At 70.9% G+C, this 24,600-nt stretch carries 29 protein-coding genes and 1 tRNA gene; 13 read left to right on the top strand and 17 right to left on the bottom strand.

Annotation, left to right across the window (positions count from 1 at the left end; translation table 11 throughout):
• Positions 1-2: 2 nt before the first annotated feature.
• Positions 3-227 carry a DUF5703 family protein gene (locus FCL41_RS08360; protein ID WP_239021581.1) on the top strand — a complete coding sequence of 75 codons (225 nt, stop codon included), beginning with the start codon at positions 3-5 and terminating at the stop codon, positions 225-227.
• A gap of 30 nt (positions 228-257) precedes the next feature.
• On the opposite strand, the gene FCL41_RS08355 is transcribed toward FCL41_RS08360, so the two are convergent.
• The gene (locus tag FCL41_RS08355) at positions 258-1,574 is read right to left on the bottom strand and encodes a M20/M25/M40 family metallo-hydrolase (protein ID WP_137065608.1); all 1,317 of its coding nucleotides are present in this window, start codon (positions 1,572-1,574) and stop codon (positions 258-260) included.
• A gap of 96 nt (positions 1,575-1,670) precedes the next feature.
• Between FCL41_RS08355 and FCL41_RS08350 the strand changes: the two genes are divergently transcribed.
• The 3 genes from FCL41_RS08350 to FCL41_RS08340 all read left to right on the top strand — a co-directional run bounded on the left by FCL41_RS08350 (position 1,671) and on the right by FCL41_RS08340 (position 2,976).
• Positions 1,671-1,756, top strand: a tRNA-Leu gene (locus tag FCL41_RS08350).
• Between the two features lie 136 nt (positions 1,757-1,892).
• A complete protein-coding gene (gene map, locus FCL41_RS08345) occupies positions 1,893-2,669 on the top strand; it encodes a type I methionyl aminopeptidase (RefSeq protein WP_137065607.1) in 777 nt (258 codons plus the stop codon).
• Positions 2,670-2,754: 85 nt separating this feature from the next.
• Positions 2,755-2,976, top strand: coding sequence for a PLD nuclease N-terminal domain-containing protein (locus FCL41_RS08340; RefSeq protein ID WP_137065606.1), 222 nt, complete (start codon positions 2,755-2,757; stop codon positions 2,974-2,976).
• Here FCL41_RS08340 and FCL41_RS08335 read toward each other — a convergent pair.
• Both FCL41_RS08335 and FCL41_RS08330 read right to left on the bottom strand, forming a co-directional pair.
• A complete protein-coding gene (locus FCL41_RS08335) occupies positions 2,973-3,428 on the bottom strand; it encodes a hypothetical protein (RefSeq protein ID WP_137065605.1) in 456 nt (151 codons plus the stop codon). The genes FCL41_RS08340 and FCL41_RS08335 overlap by 4 nt on opposite strands.
• A complete protein-coding gene (locus FCL41_RS08330; protein ID WP_137065604.1) occupies positions 3,425-5,083 on the bottom strand; it encodes a GMC oxidoreductase in 1,659 nt (552 codons plus the stop codon). Before FCL41_RS08330 ends, FCL41_RS08335 begins: the two co-directional genes overlap by 4 nt.
• Before the next feature lie 92 nt (positions 5,084-5,175).
• On the opposite strand from FCL41_RS08330, the gene FCL41_RS08325 reads away from it, so the two are divergent.
• A complete protein-coding gene (locus FCL41_RS08325; RefSeq protein ID WP_137065603.1) occupies positions 5,176-5,751 on the top strand; it encodes a LysR family transcriptional regulator substrate-binding protein in 576 nt (191 codons plus the stop codon).
• A gap of 4 nt (positions 5,752-5,755) precedes the next feature.
• Here FCL41_RS08325 and FCL41_RS08320 read toward each other — a convergent pair whose 3' ends face one another.
• Positions 5,756-6,319 (bottom strand): nucleosidase, encoded by a 564-nt coding sequence (locus FCL41_RS08320; RefSeq protein ID WP_137065602.1) that lies wholly within the window; start codon positions 6,317-6,319, stop codon positions 5,756-5,758.
• 50 nt (positions 6,320-6,369) lie between these two features.
• Between FCL41_RS08320 and FCL41_RS08315 the strand changes: the two genes are divergently transcribed.
• The gene (locus FCL41_RS08315; RefSeq protein ID WP_137065601.1) at positions 6,370-7,491 is read left to right on the top strand and encodes a galactokinase; all 1,122 of its coding nucleotides are present in this window, start codon (positions 6,370-6,372) and stop codon (positions 7,489-7,491) included.
• A gap of 21 nt (positions 7,492-7,512) precedes the next feature.
• Here the strand turns inward: FCL41_RS08315 and FCL41_RS08310 are convergent, their stop codons facing one another.
• Both FCL41_RS08310 and FCL41_RS08305 read right to left on the bottom strand, forming a co-directional pair.
• Positions 7,513-8,739, bottom strand: coding sequence for an acyl-CoA dehydrogenase family protein (locus FCL41_RS08310; protein ID WP_137065600.1), 1,227 nt, complete (start codon positions 8,737-8,739; stop codon positions 7,513-7,515).
• Positions 8,740-8,752: 13 nt separating this feature from the next.
• Entirely contained in the window at positions 8,753-10,105 is a 1,353-nt protein-coding gene (locus FCL41_RS08305) for an acyl-CoA dehydrogenase family protein (RefSeq protein ID WP_137065599.1), read from the bottom strand.
• An 88-nt stretch (positions 10,106-10,193) separates the two neighbouring features.
• On the opposite strand from FCL41_RS08305, the gene def reads away from it, so the two are divergent.
• Positions 10,194-10,778, top strand: a complete 585-nt coding sequence (gene def / locus FCL41_RS08300) for a peptide deformylase (RefSeq protein WP_137065598.1) — start codon at positions 10,194-10,196, stop codon at positions 10,776-10,778.
• Positions 10,779-10,801: 23 nt separating this feature from the next.
• Here def and FCL41_RS08295 read toward each other — a convergent pair whose 3' ends face one another.
• Complete coding sequence (locus tag FCL41_RS08295; protein ID WP_137065597.1) at positions 10,802-11,605, bottom strand: TrmH family RNA methyltransferase; 804 nt, start codon at positions 11,603-11,605, stop codon at positions 10,802-10,804.
• Between the two features lie 7 nt (positions 11,606-11,612).
• Positions 11,613-12,845, bottom strand: coding sequence for a uroporphyrinogen-III C-methyltransferase (gene cobA / locus FCL41_RS08290; RefSeq protein WP_212723103.1), 1,233 nt, complete (start codon positions 12,843-12,845; stop codon positions 11,613-11,615).
• A 61-nt stretch (positions 12,846-12,906) separates the two neighbouring features.
• On the opposite strand from cobA, the gene FCL41_RS08285 reads away from it, so the two are divergent.
• Entirely contained in the window at positions 12,907-13,428 is a 522-nt protein-coding gene (locus tag FCL41_RS08285) for a YbhB/YbcL family Raf kinase inhibitor-like protein (RefSeq protein ID WP_137065595.1), read from the top strand.
• 51 nt (positions 13,429-13,479) lie between these two features.
• Here FCL41_RS08285 and FCL41_RS08280 read toward each other — a convergent pair whose 3' ends face one another.
• Positions 13,480-14,097 (bottom strand): FMN reductase, encoded by a 618-nt coding sequence (locus tag FCL41_RS08280; RefSeq protein ID WP_137065594.1) that lies wholly within the window; start codon positions 14,095-14,097, stop codon positions 13,480-13,482.
• Entirely contained in the window at positions 14,094-15,263 is a 1,170-nt protein-coding gene (locus FCL41_RS08275) for an LLM class flavin-dependent oxidoreductase (protein WP_137065593.1), read from the bottom strand. The genes FCL41_RS08280 and FCL41_RS08275 overlap by 4 nt, the downstream gene beginning before the upstream one ends.
• 160 nt (positions 15,264-15,423) lie before the next feature.
• Here FCL41_RS08275 and FCL41_RS08270 point away from each other — a divergent pair, with 160 nt between their 5' ends.
• Positions 15,424-16,476, top strand: coding sequence for an alpha/beta hydrolase (locus tag FCL41_RS08270; protein ID WP_137065592.1), 1,053 nt, complete (start codon positions 15,424-15,426; stop codon positions 16,474-16,476).
• An 18-nt stretch (positions 16,477-16,494) separates the two neighbouring features.
• On the opposite strand, the gene FCL41_RS08265 is transcribed toward FCL41_RS08270, so the two are convergent.
• From FCL41_RS08265 to FCL41_RS08250, 4 genes are all read right to left on the bottom strand, one after another.
• Positions 16,495-17,262, bottom strand: a complete 768-nt coding sequence (locus tag FCL41_RS08265) for a sulfite exporter TauE/SafE family protein (RefSeq protein WP_275403777.1) — start codon at positions 17,260-17,262, stop codon at positions 16,495-16,497.
• Positions 17,259-18,305 (bottom strand): SPFH domain-containing protein, encoded by a 1,047-nt coding sequence (locus tag FCL41_RS08260; protein WP_137066042.1) that lies wholly within the window; start codon positions 18,303-18,305, stop codon positions 17,259-17,261. Before FCL41_RS08260 ends, FCL41_RS08265 begins: the two co-directional genes overlap by 4 nt.
• 83 nt (positions 18,306-18,388) lie before the next feature.
• Positions 18,389-18,850 carry an NfeD family protein gene (locus FCL41_RS08255; RefSeq protein WP_137065591.1) on the bottom strand — a complete coding sequence of 154 codons (462 nt, stop codon included), beginning with the start codon at positions 18,848-18,850 and terminating at the stop codon, positions 18,389-18,391.
• Between the two features lie 65 nt (positions 18,851-18,915).
• Entirely contained in the window at positions 18,916-19,719 is an 804-nt protein-coding gene (locus FCL41_RS08250; protein ID WP_137065590.1) for an ABC transporter ATP-binding protein, read from the bottom strand.
• 52 nt (positions 19,720-19,771) lie between these two features.
• On the opposite strand from FCL41_RS08250, the gene FCL41_RS08245 reads away from it, so the two are divergent.
• The gene (locus FCL41_RS08245) at positions 19,772-20,527 is read left to right on the top strand and encodes a hypothetical protein (protein WP_137065589.1); all 756 of its coding nucleotides are present in this window, start codon (positions 19,772-19,774) and stop codon (positions 20,525-20,527) included.
• 46 nt (positions 20,528-20,573) lie between these two features.
• Complete coding sequence (serB, locus tag FCL41_RS08240; RefSeq protein WP_137065588.1) at positions 20,574-21,788, top strand: phosphoserine phosphatase SerB; 1,215 nt, start codon at positions 20,574-20,576, stop codon at positions 21,786-21,788.
• 48 nt (positions 21,789-21,836) lie between these two features.
• Here serB and FCL41_RS08235 read toward each other — a convergent pair whose 3' ends face one another.
• Genes FCL41_RS08235 through fabG form a run of 3 tightly spaced genes read right to left on the bottom strand, consistent with a single transcriptional unit; the run spans position 21,837 to position 23,922 of the window.
• Positions 21,837-22,352 carry a SixA phosphatase family protein gene (locus FCL41_RS08235; RefSeq protein WP_137065587.1) on the bottom strand — a complete coding sequence of 172 codons (516 nt, stop codon included), beginning with the start codon at positions 22,350-22,352 and terminating at the stop codon, positions 21,837-21,839.
• Between the two features lie 53 nt (positions 22,353-22,405).
• Positions 22,406-23,176 carry an enoyl-ACP reductase FabI gene (gene fabI / locus FCL41_RS08230; RefSeq protein WP_137065586.1) on the bottom strand — a complete coding sequence of 257 codons (771 nt, stop codon included), beginning with the start codon at positions 23,174-23,176 and terminating at the stop codon, positions 22,406-22,408.
• Positions 23,177-23,193: 17 nt separating this feature from the next.
• Positions 23,194-23,922 carry a 3-oxoacyl-ACP reductase FabG gene (fabG, locus tag FCL41_RS08225; RefSeq protein WP_170970225.1) on the bottom strand — a complete coding sequence of 243 codons (729 nt, stop codon included), beginning with the start codon at positions 23,920-23,922 and terminating at the stop codon, positions 23,194-23,196.
• 73 nt (positions 23,923-23,995) lie between these two features.
• On the opposite strand from fabG, the gene FCL41_RS08220 reads away from it, so the two are divergent.
• Both FCL41_RS08220 and FCL41_RS08215 read left to right on the top strand, forming a co-directional pair.
• Positions 23,996-24,343, top strand: a complete 348-nt coding sequence (locus FCL41_RS08220; protein ID WP_137065585.1) for a DUF3099 domain-containing protein — start codon at positions 23,996-23,998, stop codon at positions 24,341-24,343.
• Entirely contained in the window at positions 24,340-24,576 is a 237-nt protein-coding gene (locus tag FCL41_RS08215; RefSeq protein WP_170970224.1) for an acetone carboxylase, read from the top strand. The genes FCL41_RS08220 and FCL41_RS08215 overlap by 4 nt, the downstream gene beginning before the upstream one ends.
• Positions 24,577-24,600 lie beyond the last annotated feature (24 nt).

The raw sequence follows: 24,600 nt of genomic DNA, 5'->3' as shown, positions 1-24,600 counted from the left end.
CGATGGCTCCCGCGCAACGCACCCTGGGTCGTGGGGTGGAGTGGGAGTTCGACACGGTCGTCTACCCGAGTGACTTCAGCCGCAACGCGGTCCGGCGCCTGCTCGTGGAACGGGCCGAGACGGGTGGCTGGGAGCTGTCCCGGTTGAGGATCAGGCCCGACGGCAGCCGCGCCGTCGTGCTCAAGCGCAAGATCATCCGGCAGCGTTCCACGTTCTTCCTGCTCTGACCTCCTCGGGCTGCACTGACCTGCGTCAGCTCACGCCTCATCGAGGAAGCGGTCGAACACGCGGGCGCCGAACTCGAGCGCGTCCACCGGCACGCGTTCGTCGACGCCGTGGAAGAGGGAGCCGAAGTCGAGGTCGGCTGGTAGGCGCAGCGGGGCGAAGCCGTACGTGGTCATCCCCAGCTTGGTGAAGTGCTTGGCGTCCGTGCCCGCGCTCATCAGGTAGGGGGCGACGATCCCGTCCGGGTCCTCGGCCAGGATCGAGCGGGTCATCGCCCGCATCAGGTCGCCGTCCACGGGCGACTCCCACGGCTTCTGGTGGCTGACGAACTCGCGCTGCACGTCGGGACCGAGGAGGTCGTCGAGGGTCGCGAAGAACTCGTCCTCGTAGCCGGGCAGGAACCTGCCGTCCAGGTGCGCGGTGGCCTCCGACGGGATGACGTTCACCTTGTAGCCGGCGTCGAGCATGGTCGGGTTGGCGGTGTTGCGCAGGACCGCGCCGAGCATGAGGGCCGATGACTCGAACTCGTCGACCAGCTCCTGGGCGTTGTCGGGGGTGGCCGCCACGCCGGCGATCTGCCCCACGGCTGCCAGGAGCACCTCCATCGCGGGGGTCAGCCGCACCGGCCACTCGTGGGCACCCACCCGGGCCACGGCAGCAGCCAGGGTGGTCACGGCGTTGTCGTGGTTGATCATCGAGCCGTGGCCGGCGGTGCCGCGAGCCTTCAGGCGCATCCACGCCATACCGCGCTCGGCGGCCTCGACGAGGTAGATCCGCTGACCGCGGACGGTCGTGGTGAAGCCCCCGACCTCCCCCACGGCCTCCGTGCAGTCGTCGACGAGGGCGGCGTGGTCGCGGATGACCACCTCGGCGCCCTTGTGGCCACCGGCCTCCTCGTCGGCGGTGAAGCAGAGCGCGATCGGCCGCGACGGCACCCGGCCCGCCCGGGCGCGTGCACGGACCACGGAGAGCAGGATGGCGTCGAAGTCCTTCATGTCCACCGCGCCCCGGCCCCAGAGGTAGCCGTCGGCGATCTCACCGGCGAAGGGATCGTGGGTCCAGTCCTCCTTCTGCGCGGGCACCACGTCGAGGTGGCCGTGCAGCAGGAGTCCGTCACCCTCCGAGCCTCCCCAGCGCGCGACCAACGAGGTGCGCCCGGCCGTGTCCTCGATCATCTGGCTCTCGATCCCGACCTCGTCGAGCAGGGCAGCGACGTGCTCGGCGGCCATCCGCTCGCCGGGTCCGGAGTCGTCCCCGTAGTTGGACGTGTCGATGCGGATCAGGTCGCGGCACAGGTCCACGACCTCATCGGCGGGGTCGTGCTGGACACTGCTGGGTGAGGCGGACATGCGCACATCCTCCCTGCTCGGACCCCGCGACGAAAGCCTCGCCACCCCCCGTTTTCGTATTGCGGAGGGGTGTTGCTAATGTTCCTCTCGTTGCTCGTCCGGGTGGCGGAATAGGCAGACGCGCTAGCTTGAGGTGCTAGTGCCCTTTATCGGGCGTGGGGGTTCAAGTCCCCCCTCGGACACAGAAGAACGGCCCTGGCTGATGCCGGGGCCGTTTCTCGTTGCAGGGCCCTTCGCGTCACGACGCGCGGCGACCCCTTCGGGGATGATGACGGGGACAGGTGGCGACGAGACGTCGCCGTGACGAGTGGAGCGACGATGATCGAGATCCTGAACAGCCCGCGGTTCCCCCGTGCCCGCGCCGCCGGCGCGCTGGTGGCCGACATCCTCCAGGAGCTGCGCCGTCGTGCTGTGGTGGGCACCAACCTGCTCGAGCTCGACGCGGTGGCCGAGTCGATGATCCGCAACGCGGGCGGGGTCTCCTGCTACGTCGACTACGAGCCGTCGTTCGGCCGCGGGCCCTTCGGGCACTACGTCTGCACCTCCGTCAACGACGCGGTCCTCCACGGCCTCCCCCACGACTACGCCCTGCGCGACGGTGACCTGCTCTCCCTCGACCTGGCCGTCCAGCTCGACGGCGTCGTCGCCGACTCGGCCATCAGCCTCGTCGTCGGGACGGGGACCACTCCTGAGAAGGAGAAGCTCATCGACGTCACCCAGCGGGCGTTGGCGGCAGCCATCGAGGTGGCCGGTCCCTCGGCGCGCATCGGTGACCTGGCCCACGCCATCGGTGCGGTGCTCACCGCCGACGGCTACCGCGTGAACACCGACTTCGGTGGTCACGGCGTCGGCACGACGATGCACCAGGACCCGCACGTGCCCAACATCGGCCGCCCCGGACGTGGCTACAAGCTGCGCCCCGGCCTCCTGCTCGCCCTTGAGCCGTGGGTCATGACCGACACCGACGAGCTCGTCACCGACGACGACGGGTGGACCCTGCGGAGCGCGACCGGCTGCCTCACCGCGCACGCCGAGCACACCGTGCTCATCACCGAGGACGGCGCAGAGATCATGACGTTGCCCAGCAACGGCTGACTGCCCGGACGCCCCGCGAGCATCCGCGCGGCGCGACGTCGTACTAGCCTGCGAGCAACATCGTCGTACGAGGAGGAGCGGGCTGATGGCGCGCAACAAGAAGACGTGGAACGACCTCTCGTCCGGGCAGCAGACCGCCGTCCTGGTCGTCGGGAGCGTGGAGCTCGCCCTCACTGCCACCGCCCTCGTCGAGCTGGCGAAGCGGCCGCGTGACGAGGTCAGGGGACGCAAGCTGTGGTGGGCCTTGGCGTGCCTCGTCCAGCCCTTCGGCCCGCCGGCGTTCCTCCTCTTCGGCAAGAAGCGCTAGCGAGCGGCGCCTGCCCTGGTGAGCAGGAAGGGCGTGCCGCCGGCTGCCCGCAGACCCGGGACGTCGACGTACGTCATCCCGAGCAGGGTGTCGTCGTCGAGACGCCGGGCCTCGTCACGCACCCAGGGCCACGGCTTGCGGGTGCCCGCCGGGTAGGTGATGGCGACGCAAGGATGGTCATCGGCGTGGGACAGCCCGACCTCCACCGTCATCGGCATCGTCTCCGTCAGGCCGTCATCGGCGCGGAGCAGGTTGACGCCTCGCCATCCGGCACCGTCGTCGGCGAACCGCTTGCCGTACCACTGCGGGAGACCGATCAGTCCCAGGCCCGCGGGTGCGACCCGTCGTAGCGGTGCCACGAACTCGGCCTCCCAGTCGCCCCTGAGGTCCTCGCGCTCGGGAAGGGACAGGGACGACCAGCTCCGGCGGAGGCTGAGCAGGGTGTGGGTCACGAGTTCTCCTGGACGGCAGGCGCGACCGCGCGCGCCTGGACGGGACGGCGCACGGGGCGGTTGCCCGGCGCGGGTGGGAAGAGGGTGCAGAAGCGCTCGGCCAACGCGGTGACCGTGAGCGAGGGGTTGACGCCGAGGTTGCCGGGGATGGCGCTCGCGTCGGCGACGTAGAGCCCGGGGTGTCCGAACACTTCGTGACGGGAGTCGATCACGCCCTGGGTGGCGTCGCGGCCCATCGCCGCTCCTCCGAGGATGTGCGCAGTGACGGAGAGACCCCCGACCGACTCGCCGAGCAGGTTGAGGGGGCGGCCGCCTGATGAGTCGGCGAACGCCTGCGTGACGGCGTTGGCCACCGGGAGGTTGCTGGGTGGCCGTACGCCGTCGACCACAGCCGAGCGCAGACCCTTGCGCCACGGGAGCCAGGGCGAGCGCCGCAGGCGCAGCGCGAGCTCGCTGTCGTGCTGCTGCATGGTGGTCAGCACGGTCAGCCGCCGCAGGAAGTGGCGCGAGGTCAGGAGCGCCAGCTGGTCACCGGGGTGGCGCGCGAGCGTCGCCAGGACGCGTCGCGCGCGTCGCGCGGGTAGGTCGTCGTCGACCAAGGGGCCGACCTGGGCGCGCATGTGCCACCCGCCCATGTAGCGGTTGAGCGTGGTGTGGGTCCTCGCGTCCGGGTGGAAGTCACTGGAGATCGTCGGCCCCTCGGAGAAGTCGTCGCCGGGCGGCTGGAGCACGGCTGTGATGGCCTCCGAGTTCGTCCGCACACCTTCCCCGAGTCGCGACGACACGTGCGGCAGCGTGCCCGAGACGTCGCGACAGCGCTGGAGGAGGTCGAGCGTTCCCAGGACGCCTCCGGCCAGCACCACACGTCGCGCCGTGATCGTGCGGGGCCGCACCTCGCGCCGCCACGGATGACGGCTGCGGACCACGTAGCCCCCGTGGGGCAACGGCGCGATGGCGTCGACCTGGTGCTCGGCGCGGATCTCGGCGCCGTAGCGCTGCGCGAGGTGGAGGTAGTTGCGGGTCAGCTGGTTCTTGGCGCCGTAGGGGCAGCCGAGCAGGCACTCCCCGCACAGTCGACATCCAGTGCGTTCGGGGCCTTCGCCGTCGAAGAAGGGGTCAGGAACGGTCTCACCGGGCCGCCCGAAGTGGATCGCGACGGGGACGGGCCCGAAGGTGGCCTCGGCGCCGAGCGCCTGGGCCGCCTGGCACAGGTGGTCGTCCATGCTGCCGCGGTGCGGGCACGTGGCGCGCCCGAGCATCCGTGCAGCAGTGTCGAGGTGCCCTGGCAGCTCCGTCTCCCAGTCGACGCCGAGGCTGGCCATGGCCGGGCTGCGCAGGAAGTCACGCCCCGGCTCGAGGAGCACGCCGGCCCAGACGATGGAGCCGCCGCCGACGCCGGCCGCACCGATCACCGCCATGTGCCGGAAGACCCGCTGCCAGAAGAAGCCGCGTAGGCCGACACCGGGCTGCCAGAGGTAGGCCCGCGGATCGGTCCTGGCGCGGTGCAGGTCGTCGTCGGTGAGGTGACGGCCCTGCTCCAGCACGACCACCCGGTGACCAGCCTCCGTCAGGCGAAGTGCCGCGACCGCTCCCCCGAATCCGCTGCCGATGACGACCACGTCGGCCTGGAACGTGTCCTGCGCCTCACCTGTCACCGTGGCAGCGTAGGTGAGACCACCCGGCGCTGCGCCGGCTTTGTCGAGGACGCGTCGGCGGAGCGTGCCGCTGCGCTCGGTAGCCTCACCGCATGACCCTGCGACTCGCGTTCGTGCCCGGCGCCACCCCCGACAAGTGGGCGAGGGCGTGGCGGGACCGCTCACGTGAGCCCCTCGAGCTGGTGCCCATCGAGCAGGACGAGCAGCGCGAGGTACTTCTCGACGGCCGGGCCGACATGGTGCTGGCGCGTCTGCCGATGGACACCGAGGACCTCTACTGCATCCCGCTCTACGAGGAGCTGCCGGTCGTCGTGCTGTCGAAGGAGCATGCGGGAGCGGCGTACGACGAGCTCACCACTGCGGACCTCGTCGACGAGCAGTTCGCCCTGGGGGTCCCCGAGGGAGTGAGCAGCGCGGTCGAGCAGCTTCCGTTCCCGGAGATGTCCGTGAAGGACGCCGTCGAGGTCGCGGCGTCGGGCACGGCCGTCGTGGTCCTGCCCATGTCGGTGGCCCGCCTGTACCACCGCAAGGACGTCGCCAGCGTGGTCGTCACCGACCTGCCCACCACGCGCATGGCGCTGGCGTGGCGCAAGGATGCCGACGACGACCGCACCCAGGCCTTCGTGGGCATCGTTCGAGGGCGTACGTCGCGCAGTTCGCGCGGCTGAGCGTTCAGCGCCCGAGGTACTCCTCGAGCCACTCCCCCAGGACCCGGGCACTGCGGTCCACGACGGTGGGCCAGTCCCACGCCGAGTCGTCAGCGGCGTCGGAGACGTGCTTCACGAGGATGGCCTCGCGCCCGAACTCGCGGGCCGTCCACGCGACCGCGTAGCCCTCCATGTCGACCAGGTGTGCCGTCTCGGCCAGGCGGGAGCGCATGGTTGCGTCCGCCACGAAGACGTCCCCGCTCGCGAGGACCGCCTCGTCCTCGCCCAGGAGAAGGCGGTGCTCGGGGTCGTAGCCCAGCGTGACCAGGGCCGCCGCGCTGATCTCGTGGTTGAGGACCTCCCCCACCACGTGGAGGCCCGCGACGTCGTCGCGCAGAGCGCCCGCCGTGCCGATGTTGACGACGACGAGCTCCTCGACGTCCTCGAAGGCGGCCAGCGCCCGGGCGGTGCGTGCCGCAGCGGCTGTCTTGCCGATCCCGGTGATCACCACCGGCACACCGTCGGGGACGTACCGGGCCTCGGCCTCGGTCGCGGAGACGACCAGGACGCGGGGTGGGGAGGAGGGCATGGAATCTCCGTGGCTGGTTGGGGGTGACCGGGACAGCCTAGGCTCACGGCGTGCTGACCCAGGCCCCCGATCTGCTCCCCCGGACCGTGCAGGAGTTCTCACGACGCCACGGCCGGCCTCCCACGTGGGCCGCCAGCGCGCCCGGTCGGGTCAACCTCGTCGGTGAGCACACCGACTACCTCGGCGGACTGTGCCTCCCGATCGCGCTGCCCCTCGCCACCTGGGTCGCGGCGGCACCGCGCGACGACACGTCGATCGCGCTGTCGAGCGGTGCGGATCTCGTGTGGGCAGGCAACGTCTCCGTCCTGGCACCGGAGAGCGAGCGGGTGCAGGGCTGGGCGGCGTACGTGGTTGGCGCGCTCCGGGCTGTCGGGTGGCAGGGGGGCCTCGACCTCCACGTCGAGTCCTCGGTGCCGCTCGGGTCGGGGCTGTCGAGCTCGGCAGCCCTGATCTGCGCGGTCGCCACCGCGCTCACGGCGGCGTCGCCGCACGACCTCCTCGGGCCGTGCGTACGCGCCGAGCAGGACTACGTGGGCGTCCCCAGCGGTGGGATGGACCAGACGATCTCGCTGTTGGCCCGCCCGGGCCACGCATCGCTGCTCGACTTTGCCGGAGGCTCCCTGCCGTCACTCACGCAGGTGGCGTGGGACCCGGAGACGGACGGGGTCGAGCTCCTGGTCGTCGACACCGGGGTGAGCCACGCCAACGATGACGGCGCGTTCGCCGCTCGCCGGGCCGAGGCAGAGGCCGCCATGGCGTTGCCCGCCGAGGAGGTGGCGGGGGCCGACGACCCGCTGCCACGCCGGCGGCGCCACGTGGAGAGCGAGAACTACCGCGTACGCCGTGTGGTCGCCGCCGTGTGCCAGCGCGACTGGGTCGAGGTCGGGGCGTTGTTCAGCGCCTCCCACGCGAGCCTGCGCGACGACCACGAGGTCAGTTGCGACGAGCTCGACACCGTCGTGGCCAGCGCCGTGGACGCCGGTGCACTCGGCGCACGGATGACCGGTGGCGGTTTCGGCGGGTGCGCCGTCGTGCTGGTGCCGTTGGAGCAACGGGACGAGGTGGTCGCGGCTGTCACGCGGGCCGCGTTCGCCGCGGGGCACCCGCCCCCCGTCTTCCTCCCGGGGCATGCCAGCGGCCCCGCCTCCCGTCACCGGGTGGCAGGGCCGTAGCAGAGGTGGGGTCTCAACGCCTCACTTGAGCTCGGCGCTCGACAGCCCGAGCACACGACGGGCCACGATCAGCTGCTGGATCTGCTGGGTGCCCTCGAAGATGTCGAGGATCTTGGAGTCGCGCGACCACTTCTCCAGCAGCTCGGACTCGCTGTAGCCGAGGGTGCCGGCGAGCTCCACGCACCCCAGCGTGACGGCCGAGCCGACGCGACCCGCCTTGGCCTTCGCCATCGACGCCTCGAGCGAGTTGGGCTTCCTGTTGTCCGCCATCCACGCTGCCTGCATCGTCAGCAGCTTGGCTCCCTCCCAGTCCGCCTCCAGGGCCAGGAAGGTCGCCGCAGCCGCGCTCTGCAGGATGGCGGGACGGTCGTAGTCGATCACGACGCCGGCCTGCTCGAGGAGGTCGCGCGTGAGGTCGAGGGAGGCGCGGGCGCAGCCGATGGCCATCGCCGCCACCAGGGGCCGGGTGTTGTCGAAGGTCGCCATGGCGCCGCCGAAGCCGGCCTTGACGTCGATCTCCGGGCTGCCGAGGAGGTTCTCGGCAGGAACGCGACAGTCCGTGAAGGTGATCACCGCGGTGTCGGAGGCACGGATGCCGAGCTTGTGCTCGAGGCGCTCGACCTTCATGCCGGGGGTGCCCTTCTCGACGACGAAGGACTTGATCGCAGCGCGTCCCAGCGAGCGGTCGAGCGAGGCCCACACGACGACGGCGTCGGAGCGCTCGCCCGACGTCACGAAGATCTTCTCGCCGTTGATGACGTAGTGGTCGCCGTCCTTGACCGCCGTGGTGGTCAGGGCGGCGGAGTCGGAGCCCATCGAGGGCTCGGTGATCGCCATCGAGGCCCAGACGTTCTTGAAGCGCGCCTTCTGGTCGTCGTTGGCCACCGCGGCGATGGCCGCGTTGCCCAGCCCCTGACGGGGCATCGACAGCAGCAGTCCGGTGTCGCCCCAGCACATCTCGGCCACCGACATGATGGAGGCGAGGTTGGCGCCGTTGCGCACCTTCGTCGGGTCGTGCGGCTCCTTGGCGGCAGGAGTCGGTTGGCTGGCCCCTGCGGCTCCGGCCCCCTCGGCGGTGCCGGACTCGGAGAGGCCGTCGATCATGGCGGCCAGCATGTCCAGCTCCTTGGGGTACGCGTGCTCAGCACGGTCGTACTTGCGGGAGATGGGGCGGAGCATGTTCATCGCGACCTGGTGGGCCTGGTCGATCACCATGCGGTGCTTGCGCGGAGTCTCGAGATTGATCATGTGTCTACCGCCCTCAGACGAGGACTGCTCCTTCCATCAGGCCGACGGCCCGCAGGTCGCGGTACCACCGCTCCACCGGGTGCTCCTTGACGAAGCCGTGACCCCCGAGCAGCTGGACGCCGTCGAGGCCGATCTTCATGCCCTTGTCGGCGCAGAGCTTGCGCGCCAGGGCGACCTCGCGGGCGAACTCCTTCCCCTGCGCGGCGCGTGACGCGGCCTTCCAGGTGACCAGCCGCATGGCCTGCAGCTCGATGGCGATGTCGGCCACCATGAAGGCGACCGACTGGCGGTGCGCCACCGGCTCGCCGAAGGCCTCACGGGTCTTCACGTAGTCGCTCACGTAGTCGAGCACGGCCTGGCCGGTGCCGACCGCGAGGGCGCACCAGGCCAGGCGGGAGAGCCGGACGCAGTCCGCGTACGCGGTGCCGTCGGTGTCGCCGAGCAGCTCGGCCGGGGTGTCGGTGAGGCTGAGTCGGGTCAGCCCGGCTGCTCGCACGCCCATCGAGGGGTCGGCCTCGATCTCGATGCCCGCCGCCGAGGACGGCACCACGAAGAGCGCCGGCTTGCCCTCCAGCTGGGCGCCCACCACGAAGAGCTCGGCCTCGGCGCCGCGCACGACCGCGGACTTCACGCCCGTGAGCCGGTAGCCGTCGCCGGAGCGTACGGCCGTGGTCGCTGGTGACATGGCGTCGAAGAGCACGGTGGGCTCCGCGAGTGCCAAGGCCGCCGTGGCGACGTCGTCGCCCGTGAAGGCGGGCAGGTAGGTCTGCTGCTGCTCGTCCGTGCCCCACAGCGAGAGAGCCGTGGCGACGGCCCCTGGGGCCAGGGTCGCGACGGCGAGTCCCATGTCACCTCGCGCGAGCGCCTCGGTCACGAGCGTGCCCGCCACTGCCGACCGCTCGTCGCCCAGGCCACCCAGGCTCTCGGGCACACCGAGGATGGGCAGTCCGATCTCCACGCTCGACCTGAGCGCGCCTTCGGGAGCGGCGCACGCGTCGTCAGCTGCTGCCGCTGCCGGACGCAGCACCTCCTGCGCGAACTCCGAGACCACGTCGACGAGCATCTGCTCGTCCTCGGTCGGTGTGAGGTCGAAGACGCCGCCCGCCGAGGGAGTCGTGGGGCGTACGCCCGGTCCCTTGGAGCCCCGCCGGGCGAACGCACGTCCGGCCGCGGCCGCCGTCCTGAATCCTCCGCGGGTGGCGGTGAAGACGAGCTGCTCGGTCTGCTTGCGCAGTCCGGTCCGGTCGAGGAGGTCGCTCTGGGCCAGCTTGCTCAGCGCCGCGACGGCGTAACCGAGCGGAGCCCTGGTCTCGCTGGACGCGAGGCCGTGGGCGCCGCCGGGTCCGCGCTGTGATGAGAACAACATGCCGACAAATGTAACTCGGAGTTACACCCGCTGCCACAGCGACATGTGTGAGCCAGATCACTTCGGGGTCGCGACTAGGATCGTGGGCATGTCCGAGCCTCCCCTCTCCCCCCACGGTCCTCTTCCCGACGGAGGCGTGGTGCGCCCCATGACGCGCTGGGGCACCGACGTGATGCACCGGCCCCAGCAGCAGGTCACCGTCTTCGACGACGCCCTCAGACAGCTCGCGGCCGACATGGTGGCCACGATGTATGCCGCGGAGGGCGTAGGGCTCGCCGCGTGTCAGATCGGCGAGGACGTCTCGCTCTTCGTCTTCGACTGTCCCGACGCCTCTGGACGCCACACGGTCGGGGTGGTGTGCAACCCGCGCCTGACGCTCCCCGACGCCGGTCAGCGTCACCTCGACGTCGACGACGAGGGCTGCCTGTCCTTCCCCGGCGCCTTCGCCGAGTGCGCTCGGCCCGACTGGGCAGCGGTGGACGGCGTCGGCCTGGACGGCGAGCCCGTGCACTTCGAGGGCGACGGGCTGCTGGCTCGGTGCCTCCAGCACGAGACCGACCACACCGCCGGCACGGTCTTCGGTGACCGGCTGCCCACGAAGCTGCGCAAGAAGCTCACCAAGGCGCACGAGAAGGTCGCCTCGAAGTACCCGCCGGAGTGGCCGGCCTCCTGAACGCTGGGCCTCGGCGTCGACCCTCAGCGGCGTGCAGCCACGTAGCAGGCCACGGCCGAGGCAGCCGCCACGTTGAGGCTGTCGATCCCGGCCGCCATCGGGATGATGGCCCGCTTGTCGGCGACGCGCTGCCACCGCTCCGAGATGCCAGGTCCCTCTGACCCCAGGACGAGCGCGAGGCGGTCGACGCCGCGTACGGCCTCCTCCACCGGCACGGCGTCCGGCGCCAGGGTGAGGGCGATGGTGGTGAACCCGGCGTCGGAGAGCCGCGGCAGGGCGTCGTACCACTCGGGCAGACGGGTCCACGGCACCGAGAACACGCTGCCCATGGCCACCTTGACCGCGCGCCGGTAGAGCGGGTCGGCACAGCGCGGCGAGAGGAGGACGGCGTCGAAGCCCAGGGCTGCGCCGGACCGGAAGATGGCGCCCACGTTGGTGTGGTCGACGACGTCCTCGAGCACGAGCACCGACCGGGCGCCGTCGAGCACCTCCTCGACGCTCGGCAGCTCGCGGCGGTGCAGGGAGGCGAGTGCTCCGCGGTGCACGTGGAACCCGGTCACCTCCTCGGCCAGGTCCTCGGAGAGGACGTAGCAGGGCGCGTCGCTGCGGTCCAGCACGTCACGCAGGCCGTCGAGCCAGCGCGGTGCCATCAGGAACGAGCGTGGGGCGAAGCCGCCCTCGACCGCACGGCGCACGACCTTCTCGCCCTCGGCGAGGAAGAGGCCGTGCTCGGCCTCCAGGCTCTGCCTCAGCTGGACGTCGCGCAGGTTGCGGTAGTCGTTGAGCCGCGGGTCGTCGGGCGACTCGATCTCGACGTACGTGGCCATCGGCGCCTCACCCCTGCCCGACGGTGGCGTAGCGCTCGGGGTGGGCGACCGCGACCACGTCGCCGACCACGATGATCGCGGGCGGGCGTACGCCCTGGGCCGCGAGGTCGTCGGAGAGCGTCGCGAGGGTCGACAGCACCGTGCGTTCCGTCGGCATCGTGCCGTCGCAGATCACCGCGACGGGGGTGTGCGGGTCACGACCGTGCTCCACCAGGGTGGCGGCGATGGCGGGAGCGTTCTCCACGGCCATCAGGAGCACCAGGGTGCCACGCAGCCGAGCCAGAGCCGGCCACTCGACCAGCGACTCGTCGTGTCCCGGTGGGAGGTGCCCCGAGACGACGGTGAACTCGTGGGCCACGCCACGGTGGGTCACCGGGATCTGCGCGAGGCCCGGCACGGCCACCGACGAGCTGAGTCCCGGGATCACCGTCACCGGCACGCCCGCCGCACGGCAGGCCTGGACCTCCTCGAAGCCGCGACCGAAGACGAAGTTGTCCCCGCCCTTGAACCGGATGACCCGCTTGCCCTCACGCGCCTTCTCGACGATCACGTCGTTGATGTACTCCTGGCGTGCGCTGCGTCCGCGGGGGAGCTTGGTGACGTCGAGGAGCTCCACGTGCGGTCCGAGCTCGTCCAGCAGGGCGCGCGGTGCGAGGCGGTCGGCGACGACCACGTCGGCGGAGGCCAGGGCGTGACGGGCGGCCACCGTGACGAGCTCGGGATCGCCGGGGCCACCGCCGACGATGACGACGCCCGGCGTGCGGTCGAGTGCGCCCGTGGCGTTGAGCTGCCCGTCGCGCAGGGCGGTGAGGATGTCGTCGCGCAGGGCGGCGGACTGGCGCGGCTCGCGGTTGCCCAGCACGGCCACGGTGACGGAGCCGTGGCGTCCGACGGCGGGTGTCCACGCGCTGCCGCCGGTGGCGTCGTCGCTGCGCACGCAGAAGATCCGGCGGGTCTCGCAGGCGGCCGCCACCTCGGCGTTCACCTCCGGGACGTCGGTGGCGGCGATGCAGTACCACGCGTCGGTGAGGTCGGACTCGACGAAGGGCCGCAGCGCGAGGGTGATCTCCTGCTCCATGCCCTCGATGGCGGGAGTGACCTCCGGAGCAACCACCAGGACGTCGGCGCCGGCGTCGATGAGCGCCGGGATGCGGCGCTGGGCGACGTGGCCACCACCGACGACGACGACGCGGCGCCCGTTCAGGCGCAGACCGGTGGGATAGGGAGCGGGGGCGTTCATGCCCCACATTCTCCCTGCTGCGGACTGTCGTCCTGCACGGGTCTCGCTAGAGTCATCGGGCATGAACCTCGAACGCCCCGTGGCCCCGGACCCCTACGCCCTGCTCCCGGCCGTCCCCCGGTTCGACGTCACCTCCGACGACGTCGTCGACGGCCAGCCGCTCGCCGACGCCCAGGTCGCCGACCGCGGCAACACCTCGCCCCAGCTGACGTGGTCGGGCGCACCGGAGGGCACCAATTCGTACGTCGTCACGTGCTTCGACCCCGACGCGCCGACACCCTCCGGCTTCTGGCACTGGGCGCTGGTCGACATCCCCGCAGACGTCACCTCGTTGCCGGCGGGCATCACCGACGACACCCTTCCGGCCGGTGCGTTCCACCTGCGCAACGACGGCGGCGCCACGGGCTTCATGGGCGCCGCTCCCCCGCCCGGCGACCACCCGCACCGCTACTACTTCGTGGTGCACGCCGTGGCGGAGGAGACGTTGGGCATCGACGGTGACGCCTCGAACGCCGTCATGAGCTTCAACCTCGTCTTCAAGACCCTGGGGCGCGCCGTGATCCACGGCACCTACCAGCGCTGAGCCGACGGGGCCGCCCGGTGGGGCGGCCTCCGTCGTGTCAGCGCGGTTGCGTCAGAGTCGGCCGAGCATCTCCTCGAAGGGGACGGGATCGGTGAACGTGTCCCTGGGGGTCTCCTCGGCGGCGAGCCGACTCGTCGCCCCGAGCATCGAGGCCAGTTCCCTGGACGCCCGCTCCGCGCGGGCGTCGAGGGACCCCGCAGCGTCAGAGCCGAAGTCCTCGGTGGCCGCGAAGACCGCGGTCGGCACGGGGACCGCCCGCAGGTAGGAGAAGAGCGGGCGCATCGCGTGCTCGAGCACCAGTGAGTGGCGAGCCGTGCCGGCCGTGGCGCCCATGAGCACGGGCTTGCCCTCGAGCAGGCCTGGCTCCATCACGTCGAAGAACATCTTGAAGAGTCCCGAGTAGGACGCCGAGAACACCGGGGTCACGGCCACGAGGGCATCGGCGGAGCGCACGGTGTCCAGCGCGCGGGCCAGCTCGTCGGCGGGGAACCCGGTCACCAGGCGGTCGGCCAGGGCGCGGGCCAGCGGACGCAGCTCGATCACCTCGACGTCGACCTCGTCGTGCGCCGCGAGTGCCTCCACCGCCTGTCGCGTCAGCAGGTCCGCCAGGACGCGGGTGGACGACGGGTTGCTCAGGCCGGCGCTGACGACGACCAGTCGGGTGCTCATGCGTGGTTCTCCTCCACCAGGGGCGACCGACCCGTCACGGTGTCGGCCACGGACGTGTGCGGTGACGTGGGTGCAACGCTGTGAGCGGCTCCGTCCTTCCCGGCCGCGACCAGCGAGGCGTGGGTCGGGGCCTCCGGGACGTCGGCAGGGCGCAGCGCCGCGAACTCCTTGCGCAGCACCGGGACGACCTCCTCGCCGAGGAGGTCGAGCTGCTCCAGGACGGTCTTGAGCGGCAGTCCTGCGTGGTCCATCAGCCACAGCTGGCGCTGGTAGTCGCCCGCGTACTCGCGGAATCCCAACGTCTTCTCGATGATCTGCTGCGGCGACCCGACCGAGAGCGGCGTGCCCGCCGTGAACTCCTCGAGCGACGGCCCGTGGCCGTAGACCGGCGCGTTGTCGAAGTAGGGCCGGAACTGGCGCACGGCGTCCTGGCTGTTGCGCGCGATGAAGGCCTGGCCACCCAGGCCGACGAACGCCTGGTGGGCCTTGCCGTGGCCGTAGTGCTCGAAGCGGCGGCGGTAGAGCTGCACCATCTGCGCGGTGTGGGTGGGCGGCCAGAAGATGTGGTTGGAGAAGAACCCGTCGCCGTAGTAGGCGGCCTGCTCGGCGATCTCGGGACTGCGGATCGATCCGTGCCACACGAAGGGCGCGACACCGTCGAGCGGGCGCGGGGTCGCCGTGAACCCCTGCAACGGGGTGCGGTGCTTGCCCTGCCAGTTGACGACGTCCTCGCGCCAGAGTCGGTGCAGGAGGGCGTAGTTCTCGACGGCCAGCTCGATGCCCTCGCGGATGTCCTTGCCGAACCACGGGTAGACGGGACCGGTGTTGCCGCGGCCGAGCATCAGGTCGACGCGACCGTCGGCGAGGTGCTGGAGCTGGGCGTAGTCCTCCGCGATCCGGACCGGGTCGGTGGTGGTGATGAGGGTCGTCGAGGTCGACAGCAGCAGGCGCTCGGTCTGGGCGGCGACGTAGGCCATCGTGGTGGTGGGTGAGCTCGCGGCGAACGGCGGGTTGTGGTGCTGGCCGAAGGCCATCACGTCCAGGCCGACCTCTTCGGCCTTGCGGGCGATGGCGACCGTGGCCTTGATGCGTTCGTGCTCGCTCGGCGTGTGACCGGTGGTCGGGTCGGTGGTCACGTCCCCGACGGTGAAGATTCCGAACTGCATGACCTGGCTCCTAATTGAACGGTGAACTACAGGCCGAACCTCGCTGCCCCTCGCGATATTCCCTCCGCGTGGGAGCAGGAAGGGCCGACACCGCGGCTGGCCGGTGAGGCAGGGGGCCCGGCTGGATGTCGAGCAGTCCACCGGGTGGCAGGATGAAAGCATGCCTCATCGAGCTGACACCGAAGCCGCGCGCGACGGAGCGTCTCCCGTCGTGGGCCCCGCCGTCGAGGACGTCCTCGGCGCCCCCTACACCTCCGAGACCATCGAGCTCGGCTCTGACGACGAGGGCGAGGTCGTTGCGACGCTGGTGAAGCGCCCGACCCACGGCGAGACCAACTGCGCGGTCCTGCACGTGCACGGCTTCGCCGACTACTTCTTCCACACCGAGCTGGCCGAGTGGTGGACCGACCGGGGCTACACCTTCTACGCGCTCGACCTGCGCAAGTACGGGCGCTCGATCCGGCCGCACCAGACGCCGAGCTACATCGACGACCTCACGGACTACTACCCCGAGCTCGACACCGCCCTCCGCCTGATCACCGAGCGGGACGGCCACGAGGTCGTCGTGGGCAGCGCGCACTCGACCGGAGGTCTGATCCTGCCCCTGTGGGCCAAGGACCAGGGCGCCGACCTCGCAGGCCTCGTGCTCAACTCGCCGTGGTTCGACCTGCGCGGACCGTGGATGTTCCGCTCCCTCGGCACCAGGGTGATCAACCGGGTCGCGGAGCGTCGCCCCCGACGGATGATCCCCCGCTCGGTCAACGGGTTCTACGTGCGCTCGTTGCACCGGGACTACGACGGTGAGTGGGACTTCAACCTCGACTGGAAGCCGCTGCGCTCGTGGCCGGTGTACGCCGGGTGGCTGAGCGCCGTGCGCCGCGGCCACGCCCGCCTGCACAGCGGGCTGGGGTTGCGGATGCCGACGCTCGTGCTCGCGTCGGACCGCACCACTCTTCCGATGGAGATGAACGAGGACCTGTTCACGAGCGACGTCGTGCTCGACGTGGAGCAGATCCGGCGATGGGCGCCCTCGGTCGCCCGACACGTCACCAGCGTGGTCGTGGAAGGGGCGATCCACGACGTCGTCCTCTCACGTCCGGAAGCGCGAGGCGTCGCCTACGACGAGATGGGGCGCTGGCTGAGGGCGTACGTCGAGGACGGCTCCGCCGACGAGGTCGAGACGCACCCGGTGACGGCGCAGTTGCCCGCCTGAGCCGAGCGTGATCGCAGCTCAGCCTCTGACGAAGAAGTAGACCAGGGCGGTCACGCCCACGACGACGATCATGGCGCGCAGCCAGAGGTCCGGCAGCCGTCGGCCGACGCCAGCCCCGATCTGACCTCCGACCACCGAGCCCAGGGCGATCAGGAGCACCACGAGCCAGTCGACCTCGGCGACGAAGGCGAAGACGATGCCGGACACCCCGTTGACGACAGCACCGAGGATGTTCTTGACTCCGTTGAGCCGCTGCAGCGACTCGGAGACACCGATGCCGAGGATGGCGATGAGCAGCACCCCTTGGGCAGCCCCGAAGTAGCCCCCGTAGACCCCCGCGAGCAGGATCGCGTGCCACACCCACCAGGCGCCGTGGTGCGGCAGCCCACCGGTGGTCTCGTGGCGGCGGGCGACCCAGCGGGAGATCTTCGGACCCGTCAGGACCAGGACGATGCCGAGAAGGATCAGCGCCGGCACCACTGCCTCGAACGCCTCCTCCGGCAGGGCCAGAACGAGCACGGCGCCCACGATCCCGCCGACGACCGAGGCGCTCAGCAGTCGCAGTACGCGGCTGCGCTGTCCGACCAGCTCGCGGCGGTAGCCGATGGCGCCGGAGATCGATCCCGGCACGAGGCCGATGGTGTTGGACGCGTTGGCCGTCACCGCAGGGATGCCGAACGCCAGCAGGGTCGGGAACGTGATGAGCGTTCCCGACCCCACGATGGTGTTGATGGTGCCAGCCGCCATGCCTGCGAGCAGGATGACGGTGCCTTCGAGCACAGTCACAGAGGTGCAGGACCCCCGTCACCCGACGTCGGGTCCGACGGCAGCGGCGGGGTCTGGGCGAGCCCCTCGGCCTCGGCGATCGCCGCGGCTGCGGCCTCATGGGCCGACTTGGCCGCCTGGGCGCTGGTGATCGGCAGCTCCGGCTCGGTCTCCCCCATGTCGATGCGCTTGACCGGCGTGGCGTCCTTGGGGATCCCCGCCATCTCGCTCATCGTCGACCCGAGGCCCTCGAGGGCGCGGCCGATCTCGGACGGCACGATCCACAGCTTGTTGGCGTCGCCCTCTGCGATCTTGGGCATCATCTGGAGGTACTGGTAAGCCAGCAGCGACTGGTCCGGGCGACCGTCGTGGATCGCCTGGAACACCGTCTGGATGGCCTGGCCCTCACCTTGGGCGCGCAGGATCGCGGACTCACGCTCGGCCTGGGCGCGAAGGATCTGCGCCTCGCGCTCACCTTCGGCGTTGAGGATGGCTGACTGCTTGTTGCCCTCCGCGGTGAGGATGGCGGACTGGCGCTGACCCTCTGCCACGAGCACGACGGCTCGCTTGTCGCGGTCGGCACGCATCTGCTTCTCCATCGCGTCCTTGATGGACGGCGGCGGGTCGATGCCCTTGATCTCGACGCGGTTGACACGGATGCCCCACTTGCCGGTCGCTTCGTCGAGTACGCCGCGAAGACCGCCATTGATCTCCTCGCGGCTCGTCAGGGTGCCCTCGAGGTCCATGCCGCCGACGATGTTGCGCAGCGTGGTCATCGTGAGCTGCTCCACGGCCTGGATGTAGTTGGCGATCTCGTAGGTCGCCGCCACCGGGTCGGTCACCTGGAAGTAGATGACGGTGTCGATGGAGACCACGAGGTTGTCCTCGGTGATCACGGGCTGCGGAGGGAAGCTGACGACCTGCTCACGCAGGTCGATCTGGTAGCGGACGCGGTCGATGAACGGGACGACGATGTTCAGGCCGGCCGGCAGCGTCTGCTTGTACTTGCCGAACCTCTCGACGATCCCCGCGCGGGCCTGGGGCACGATCCGGACCGTCTTCATCAGGACGACGATCACGAACACGAGCACCAGCCCGAGCAGTACGAAGGGCAGCAATGGCCTCTCCTGTCTCTGGTGGGTGTGGGTCAGAATCCGGGGGTGGCGATCGGGTAGACCACCGCGGTGGCGCCCCGGATCTCGATCACTTCTACGGGCTCACCGGGCTCGATGGTCACGGTCTCGTCCAACGGGACGGCTGACCAGATCTCACCGGCGAGCTTGATGCGTCCCGCGCTGTCGGCGGTGATCACCTCGGTGACGACGCCTCGCTGGCCCACGAGCTTGCCGTGGCCCAGCGACAACTCAGGGCCGCCGTGCATACGGCGGGCGATCGAGGGGCGAGCGAGGGTCAGCGCGGCCAGGGCGGCCGCAGCGGCCAGGAGCACCTGGAGGATGACGGGCACGCCGAGCAGGGCAGCGGTCATCCCCACGAGCGCACCCAGGGCGAGCATGATCAGGATCAGGTCAAGGCTGAACATCTCGAGGACGCCGAGGACGACCGCCACACCCAGCCACGTCTCCCAGAGGTGATCTCGAAACCAGTCCATGGTCGAACCCTATCCGGGCCCGGTTCACCCCGGGCGTCCTTGTCCGCACTCTCGGTGCGCGACCCTCAGTGCGCGGCGCGCATGGGAGCGCGACGACGCGCGGCGTACCGCCCGTCCTGCTCGGTCAGCACCAGCGGCATGCCGAAGGTCTCCGAGAGCGCCTCCTGGGTCACCACCCGGTGCAGGGGCCCCTGGGCCACGACCTTGCCCTGGCGCAGCATGAGGGCGTGGGTGAAGCCGGGCGGGATCTCCTCCACGTGGTGCGAGACGAGCACGGTCGCGGGCGAGTCGGCGTCGAGGGCGATCGAGGAGAGAGTCGAGACGAGGTCCTCGCGGCCTCCCAGGTCGAGGCCGGCGGCGGGCTCGTCGAGCAGCAGCAGCTCGGGGTCGGCCATGAGCGCACGGGCGATCTGGACGCGCTTGCGCTCACCCTCGCTGAGGGTGCCGAAGGTCCGACCGGCGAGGTGGGCGGCCCCCACCTCGTGCAGCAGCCCGGAGGCACGGTCGTGGTCGAGCGACTCGTAGGCCTCACGCCAGCGCCCCACCACGCCGTACGACGCCGACACGACGACGTTCTCGACGAGCTCGTCACGCGGGATGCGGTCGGCCAGCGCCGCACTCGTGAGCCCGATCCGGGTGCGCAGCTCGAAGACGTCGACGGCGCCCAGCACCTCGTCGAGGATCCCGGCCACGCCCTCGGTGGGATGCATCTGAGCGGCCGCGACCTGGAGGAGCGTGGTCTTGCCGGCTCCGTTGGGCCCGAGGACGACCCAGCGCTCGTCCTCCTCGACGGTCCAGGTGACGTCGTCGAGCAGGGTGGTGCCCCCGCGGCGGACGGTCACTCCGGCAAACTCCAGGACTGTCGTCATGGCCGGTACCTTATCGAGCCCCGGTGCACCCGGCGGAGATACGCTCCCATGAGTGAGCGCACACCTGCCCGTCTCCGCAGTCCTCGCCTGGTGGGGCACCTCCTGGCTGCGCGGGCTGGCGAGCACCGACGAGGTGCTGGACGCCCTGTCCCGGCGCGTTCCCGTCCATTCCGTGCGTAGCCACGGGCCCGAGGTCCCAGAGCTCGATGCCGCCTCCCTCGTCCCCCTGTTGGCCCTGTGGCGGTCCCGTGGGGCGACGTCGGCGTCCCTGGCCCTGCCCGTGGAGGGACACCCCCTCGGTATCGGCGGTCCGCGGGATCTCACCGTGGCGGCCACCGACGTCGGCGAGGCCGTCATCGTCACGGAAGTCGGGCTGGCGGTCGTGCCCGACGAGGTGGGCGCAGGCGTCACCTGGACGCTCCACGAGGCCCGCCGGCGGCAGGTCCCGGACGTCGGCGAGGCGGACCGCGGGCTGCGTGCGTCCCTGTTGGCCACCCTCGACGCGTTGGAGCACCTCGACGTCGCCTCGTGGAGCCCGGACGCCGCCGACCGCGCGATGAACCTGCGCCACCTCCCCGACGTCGAGGCGGTCCCCGGTGTTCCGGAGTCGATGCGAGCGCTGGCCGCGCGGGGCATCCAGGCGTGGTGGATCGTCGACGCGGCGCTCGCCGACCACGGGGGCGCGGTCTCGGCGGTCGAGGTGGCACGCCGCGCCGAGGCCCTCAAGGACCTCGGTCGGGCAGCGCGTACGGCGTTGGTGGCGGCCTGCTCCCCCGAGACCTGGCCCCCGGAAGGGACCGATCGATGAACCGTGCGCGCCCGGACCGCATGGCGCGGGTACCCTCTGCACTGCGATGGAAGATGACGACAAGACGCTGCTGATCACCCTCACCGGCAAGGACCGCCCGGGCGTCACTGCGAGCGTCCTGCGTCGCCTAGCCCTCTGCGGCGTCCAGGTGCTCGACGTGGAGCAGATCGTGCTCCGCGGCCAGCTGGTCCTGGGCCTCCTGGTCACCGGCCCCCGGGACTGGAAGAAGCTCCGCGCCGACCTCGAGGAGCTGGGCGCGAGCATCGACATGCAGGTGGAGGTCTCCCGCGGCGAGGGCGACAACAAGGGCCGCGCCACCGGGCGCAGCCACGTGACCGTGATCGGGGCTCCGCTCAAGGCGTCTGCCCTGGCCGCCGTCACCGGTCGGATCGCTGACTCCGGCGCCAACATCGACCGTATCGTCCGGATGGCCCGCTATCCGGTCACCGCCCTCGACCTGCACGTCTCGGGCGCCTCCCCCGACGTCCTGCGCCAGGTCCTCGCGGCCGAGGCGTCGTCGCAGGGCGTCGACATCGCCGTCCAGCCCGCTGGGTTGATGCGCCACGGCATGCGTCTGATCGTCATGGACGTCGACTCCACGCTCATCCAGGGTGAGGTCATCGAGATGCTGGCGGCCCACGCCGGTGTCGAGGACGAGGTCGCGCGGGTCACCGAGGCGGCCATGCGTGGTGAGATCGACTTCGAGCAGTCCCTGCGCCACCGTGTCTCCCTGCTGGAGGGGCTCTCGGCCGACGCGCTCGACGCCGTCTACGCGAACCTCCAGCTCAACCCCGGCGCCCGTACGCTCGTCCGCACCCTGCGCCGCCTCGGCTACCGCTTCGCCCTCGTCTCAGGTGGCTTCAGCCAGATCACCGACCGACTGGCCGCCGACCTCGACATCGACTACGCACGGGCCAACGAGCTGGAGGTCGTCGACGGCGTCCTGACCGGCCGGATCGTCGGTGCCGTCGTGGACCGCGCCGGCAAGGCCGCCGCGCTGCGCGAGTTCGCAGGCGAGCTCGGCGTGCCGCAGGAGTCCGTCATCGCGATCGGTGACGGTGCCAACGACCTCGACATGCTCGCCGCCGCGGGGTTGGGGGTTGCCTACAACGCCAAGCCGGTGGTGCGCGACGCCGCGGACACGGCCGTCAACGTGCCCTACCTGGACACGATCATCTACCTGCTGGGCATCACCCGCGAGGAGATCGAGCAGGCCGACGCGGACGCGGGGTTCACCACGCCCGCTCCCCCGCTGCCCTGACGGTGCCACCGCGCTGACCTGGCCGCCGCGCTGACGGTGCCGGGACGCTCAGTCGCTGCCGGCGTGGAAGGCCACGAGGCGTCCGTCGCCGAACGTCAGGCGTGACCACGGCTCGGTGACGTCGAAGACGGCGCACGCACCCGTCGGGTGACCCTGGGCCATGGCGCGTGCCGCCGCGTCGTCCCCGAGGCCGTCGGACAGCAGCTGGGCGACGTGGCTGACGGTGGGGTTGTGCCCGACCACGATGACCTGGCGTGCGTCCGTCGGAAGCTCGTGCAGGAGGTCGAGGGTGACTTCGGGCCCGGCTGAGTAGAGACCGGTGTCGATGTCGGGGGCGACGTCCCACCCTGCGGCGGTGGACATCGCCTCCCACGTCTCGCGGGTGCGTACGGCCGAGGAGACCAGCGCGTGGTCCGGCACGACGCCCAGCTCGCGGAGCCACCTGCCCGCCTCGGCGGCGTCGGCTCGCCCCCGCTCGGTCAGCCCACGCTCGAGGTCGGAGGCAGCCACGGCTGCGGCCTTGGCGTGGCGCATGACGACGAGGCGGCGAGGGGCAGTGGTCACAAGATCACTGTCGCACTGAGGTCAAGTGGCTGGTGAGCCGGGCAGCGGCTGCCTCACATGCCCATCGCGTGGTAGCCGCCGTCGACGTGGACGATCTCGCCGGTGGTGGCGGGGAAGAAGTCCGACAGCAGGGCCACGACGGCGCGTGCGGTGGGCTCCTGGTCGGACTCGTCCCACCCCAGCGGGGCACGGTCCTTCCAGGTGGACTCCATGTCCTCGAAGCCCGGGATCGCCTTGGCGGCCAGAGTCTTCAGGGGGCCCGCGGAGACGAGGTTGCATCGAATGCCCTCGGGGCCGAGGTCGCGGGCGAGGTAGCGCGAGGTGGACTCCAGACCGGCCTTGGCCACGCCCATCCAGTCGTACGCGGGCCAGGCGCTCGTGGCGTCGAACGTGAGACCGACGATCGAGCCACCGGCGCCCATCAGCGGACGGCAGGCCACCGCCAGCGACTTGAGCGAGTAGGCCGACACCTGGACGGCCTGGGCGACGTCGTCCCACGGGCCGGTGAGGAACTTGCCTCCGAGCAGGGTCGCGGGGTTGCCGTAGGCAATCGAGTGCACCACGCCGTCGAGGTGGTCGGCGTGCTCGCGCACCTGGTCGGCGAGCCCGGCCAGGTGGTCGGCGTCGGTGACGTCGAGCTCGAGCACCGGAGGTTCGCTCGGAAGCCTCTTGGCGATGCGTCGAGTGATGCCGAGAGCCCTCCCGAAGTTGGAGATGAGCACCGTCGCGCCCTGCTCCTGCGCCACCTTGGCGGTCGCGAAGCCGATGGAGCTGTCCATGGTGACTCCGGCCACCAGGATGGTCTTGCCGTCGAGAATTCCCATTGTTCTGCCTCTCAGCCTCAGTGACCCATGCCCAGGCCGCCGTCGACCGGGATCACGGCCCCGGTGACGTACGCGGCACCCGGAGACGCCAGCCACGTGACGGCGTTGGCGACCTCGGTGACGTCGCCGTAGCGGCCCAGGGGCACCTGGGTCTTGATGGTGGCCTTCTGCTCGTCGGTGAGCACGGCCGTCATGTCGGTGTCGATGAATCCGGGGGCCACCACGTTGGTGGTGATGCTGCGGCTGCCCAGCTCGCGAGCCAAGGAGCGGGCCATGCCGACCAGTCCGGCCTTGGAGGCGGCGTAGTTGACCTGTCCTGCCGAGCCGAGGAGGCCCACCACGGAGGAGATCAGCACGATCCGGCCGCGACGCAGGCGCAGCATGCCCTTGGCCGCCCGCTTGGTCAGGTGGAAGGTGCCGGTGAGGTTGGTGTCGATGACGGAGTGCCAGTCGTCCTCGCTCATCCGCAGCACCAGGGTGTCGGCGGTGATGCCGGCGTTGGCGACCAGCACCTCGACGGGGCCGTGGGTCTCCTCGATGACGGTGAAGGCGGCGTCGACGGCGGCGGCGTCGGTGACGTCGCACTTCAGGTCCAGCGCACCCTGGGGGCCGCCGCCGCTGCGGCTGGTCACGGCCACCAGGTCTCCCTGGGCCAGGAATGCCTCGGCGATGGCGCGGCCGATGCCGCGGTTTCCGCCGGTCACGAGCACGGATCGAGGGGTCGGGGTGGGGGTGGGTGACGTCACGCGTCCTGACCGTAATGATTACCGCGCAGTACACGAAAAAGGCCTCGTGACGAGCCCCACGTATGCTGGACACATGCCGCGTCGCAGGGCCCGGGACGGTGAAGCGATCCGCATCACCTCCGCCGGGGCGAACCGTAGTGAAGAGATCGATGGCCGCGTCCGCGGCTACCTGATCTCCATGTCGATCCGCGTCGCCTGCTTCGCGGCCGCGGTGCTCGTGGGCCCGGGGATCCTGCGCTGGGTGCTCATCGCCGGCGCCGTGCTGCTGCCCTACGTCGCAGTGGTGATGGCCAACGCCACGGACTTCCGCAACGATGCGCACGAGATGCGGCCCCTGATCACGGACCCCCAGCTGGAGGGTCCTTCCACGGCGCCCGGCCTGGGCGAGAAACCTGCCGAACGACACGAGGACCTCGAGTGAGCACCGACGACAGCGCCCCCGAGGGCACCGTCCCCCGGCCGAGTGCCACGGACGACATCTGCTCCGCGAAGGGCTGCTCGGCGACGGCGGCGCACGCCCTCGCGTGGAACAACCCGAAGGTGCACACGCCGGAGCGGCGCAAGGTGTGGCTGGCCTGCGACGATCACCGGGAGTCGCTGGGTGACTTCCTGCGCGCGCGCAACTTCCTCAAGGACGTCACGCCGCATCCGTGACGTGAGGACCAGCCGGGGTGTGTC

Source organism: Nocardioides jishulii (assembly GCF_006007965.1).
GTDB lineage: Bacteria > Actinomycetota > Actinomycetes > Propionibacteriales > Nocardioidaceae > Nocardioides > Nocardioides jishulii.
The sequence above is the reverse complement of the archived record's forward strand: the minus strand, read 5'-3'. Positions and strand labels throughout refer to the sequence as shown.

What these genes read in the sequence shown, in the direction of transcription:
- FCL41_RS08360 (WP_239021581.1), top strand. Translation starts at nt 3, where the DNA reads ATGGCTCCCGCGCAACGCACCCTGGGTCGTGGGGTGGAGTGGGAGTTC.
- FCL41_RS08355 (WP_137065608.1), bottom strand. Translation starts at nt 1,574, where the DNA reads ATGTCCGCCTCACCCAGCAGTGTCCAGCACGACCCCGCCGATGAGGTC.
- map (WP_137065607.1), top strand. Translation starts at nt 1,893, where the DNA reads ATGATCGAGATCCTGAACAGCCCGCGGTTCCCCCGTGCCCGCGCCGCC.
- FCL41_RS08340 (WP_137065606.1), top strand. Translation starts at nt 2,755, where the DNA reads ATGGCGCGCAACAAGAAGACGTGGAACGACCTCTCGTCCGGGCAGCAG.
- FCL41_RS08325 (WP_137065603.1), top strand. Translation starts at nt 5,176, where the DNA reads ATGACCCTGCGACTCGCGTTCGTGCCCGGCGCCACCCCCGACAAGTGG.
- FCL41_RS08320 (WP_137065602.1), bottom strand. Translation starts at nt 6,319, where the DNA reads ATGCCCTCCTCCCCACCCCGCGTCCTGGTCGTCTCCGCGACCGAGGCC.
- FCL41_RS08310 (WP_137065600.1), bottom strand. Translation starts at nt 8,739, where the DNA reads ATGATCAATCTCGAGACTCCGCGCAAGCACCGCATGGTGATCGACCAG.
- FCL41_RS08305 (WP_137065599.1), bottom strand. Translation starts at nt 10,105, where the DNA reads ATGTTGTTCTCATCACAGCGCGGACCCGGCGGCGCCCACGGCCTCGCG.
- def (WP_137065598.1), top strand. Translation starts at nt 10,194, where the DNA reads ATGTCCGAGCCTCCCCTCTCCCCCCACGGTCCTCTTCCCGACGGAGGC.
- FCL41_RS08295 (WP_137065597.1), bottom strand. Translation starts at nt 11,605, where the DNA reads ATGGCCACGTACGTCGAGATCGAGTCGCCCGACGACCCGCGGCTCAAC.
- cobA (WP_212723103.1), bottom strand. Translation starts at nt 12,845, where the DNA reads ATGAACGCCCCCGCTCCCTATCCCACCGGTCTGCGCCTGAACGGGCGC.
- FCL41_RS08285 (WP_137065595.1), top strand. Translation starts at nt 12,907, where the DNA reads ATGAACCTCGAACGCCCCGTGGCCCCGGACCCCTACGCCCTGCTCCCG.
- FCL41_RS08280 (WP_137065594.1), bottom strand. Translation starts at nt 14,097, where the DNA reads ATGAGCACCCGACTGGTCGTCGTCAGCGCCGGCCTGAGCAACCCGTCG.
- FCL41_RS08275 (WP_137065593.1), bottom strand. Translation starts at nt 15,263, where the DNA reads ATGCAGTTCGGAATCTTCACCGTCGGGGACGTGACCACCGACCCGACC.
- FCL41_RS08270 (WP_137065592.1), top strand. Translation starts at nt 15,424, where the DNA reads ATGCCTCATCGAGCTGACACCGAAGCCGCGCGCGACGGAGCGTCTCCC.
- FCL41_RS08260 (WP_137066042.1), bottom strand. Translation starts at nt 18,305, where the DNA reads ATGAAGACGGTCCGGATCGTGCCCCAGGCCCGCGCGGGGATCGTCGAG.
- FCL41_RS08255 (WP_137065591.1), bottom strand. Translation starts at nt 18,850, where the DNA reads ATGGACTGGTTTCGAGATCACCTCTGGGAGACGTGGCTGGGTGTGGCG.
- FCL41_RS08250 (WP_137065590.1), bottom strand. Translation starts at nt 19,719, where the DNA reads ATGACGACAGTCCTGGAGTTTGCCGGAGTGACCGTCCGCCGCGGGGGC.
- serB (WP_137065588.1), top strand. Translation starts at nt 20,574, where the DNA reads ATGGAAGATGACGACAAGACGCTGCTGATCACCCTCACCGGCAAGGAC.
- fabI (WP_137065586.1), bottom strand. Translation starts at nt 23,176, where the DNA reads ATGGGAATTCTCGACGGCAAGACCATCCTGGTGGCCGGAGTCACCATG.
- FCL41_RS08220 (WP_137065585.1), top strand. Translation starts at nt 23,996, where the DNA reads ATGCCGCGTCGCAGGGCCCGGGACGGTGAAGCGATCCGCATCACCTCC.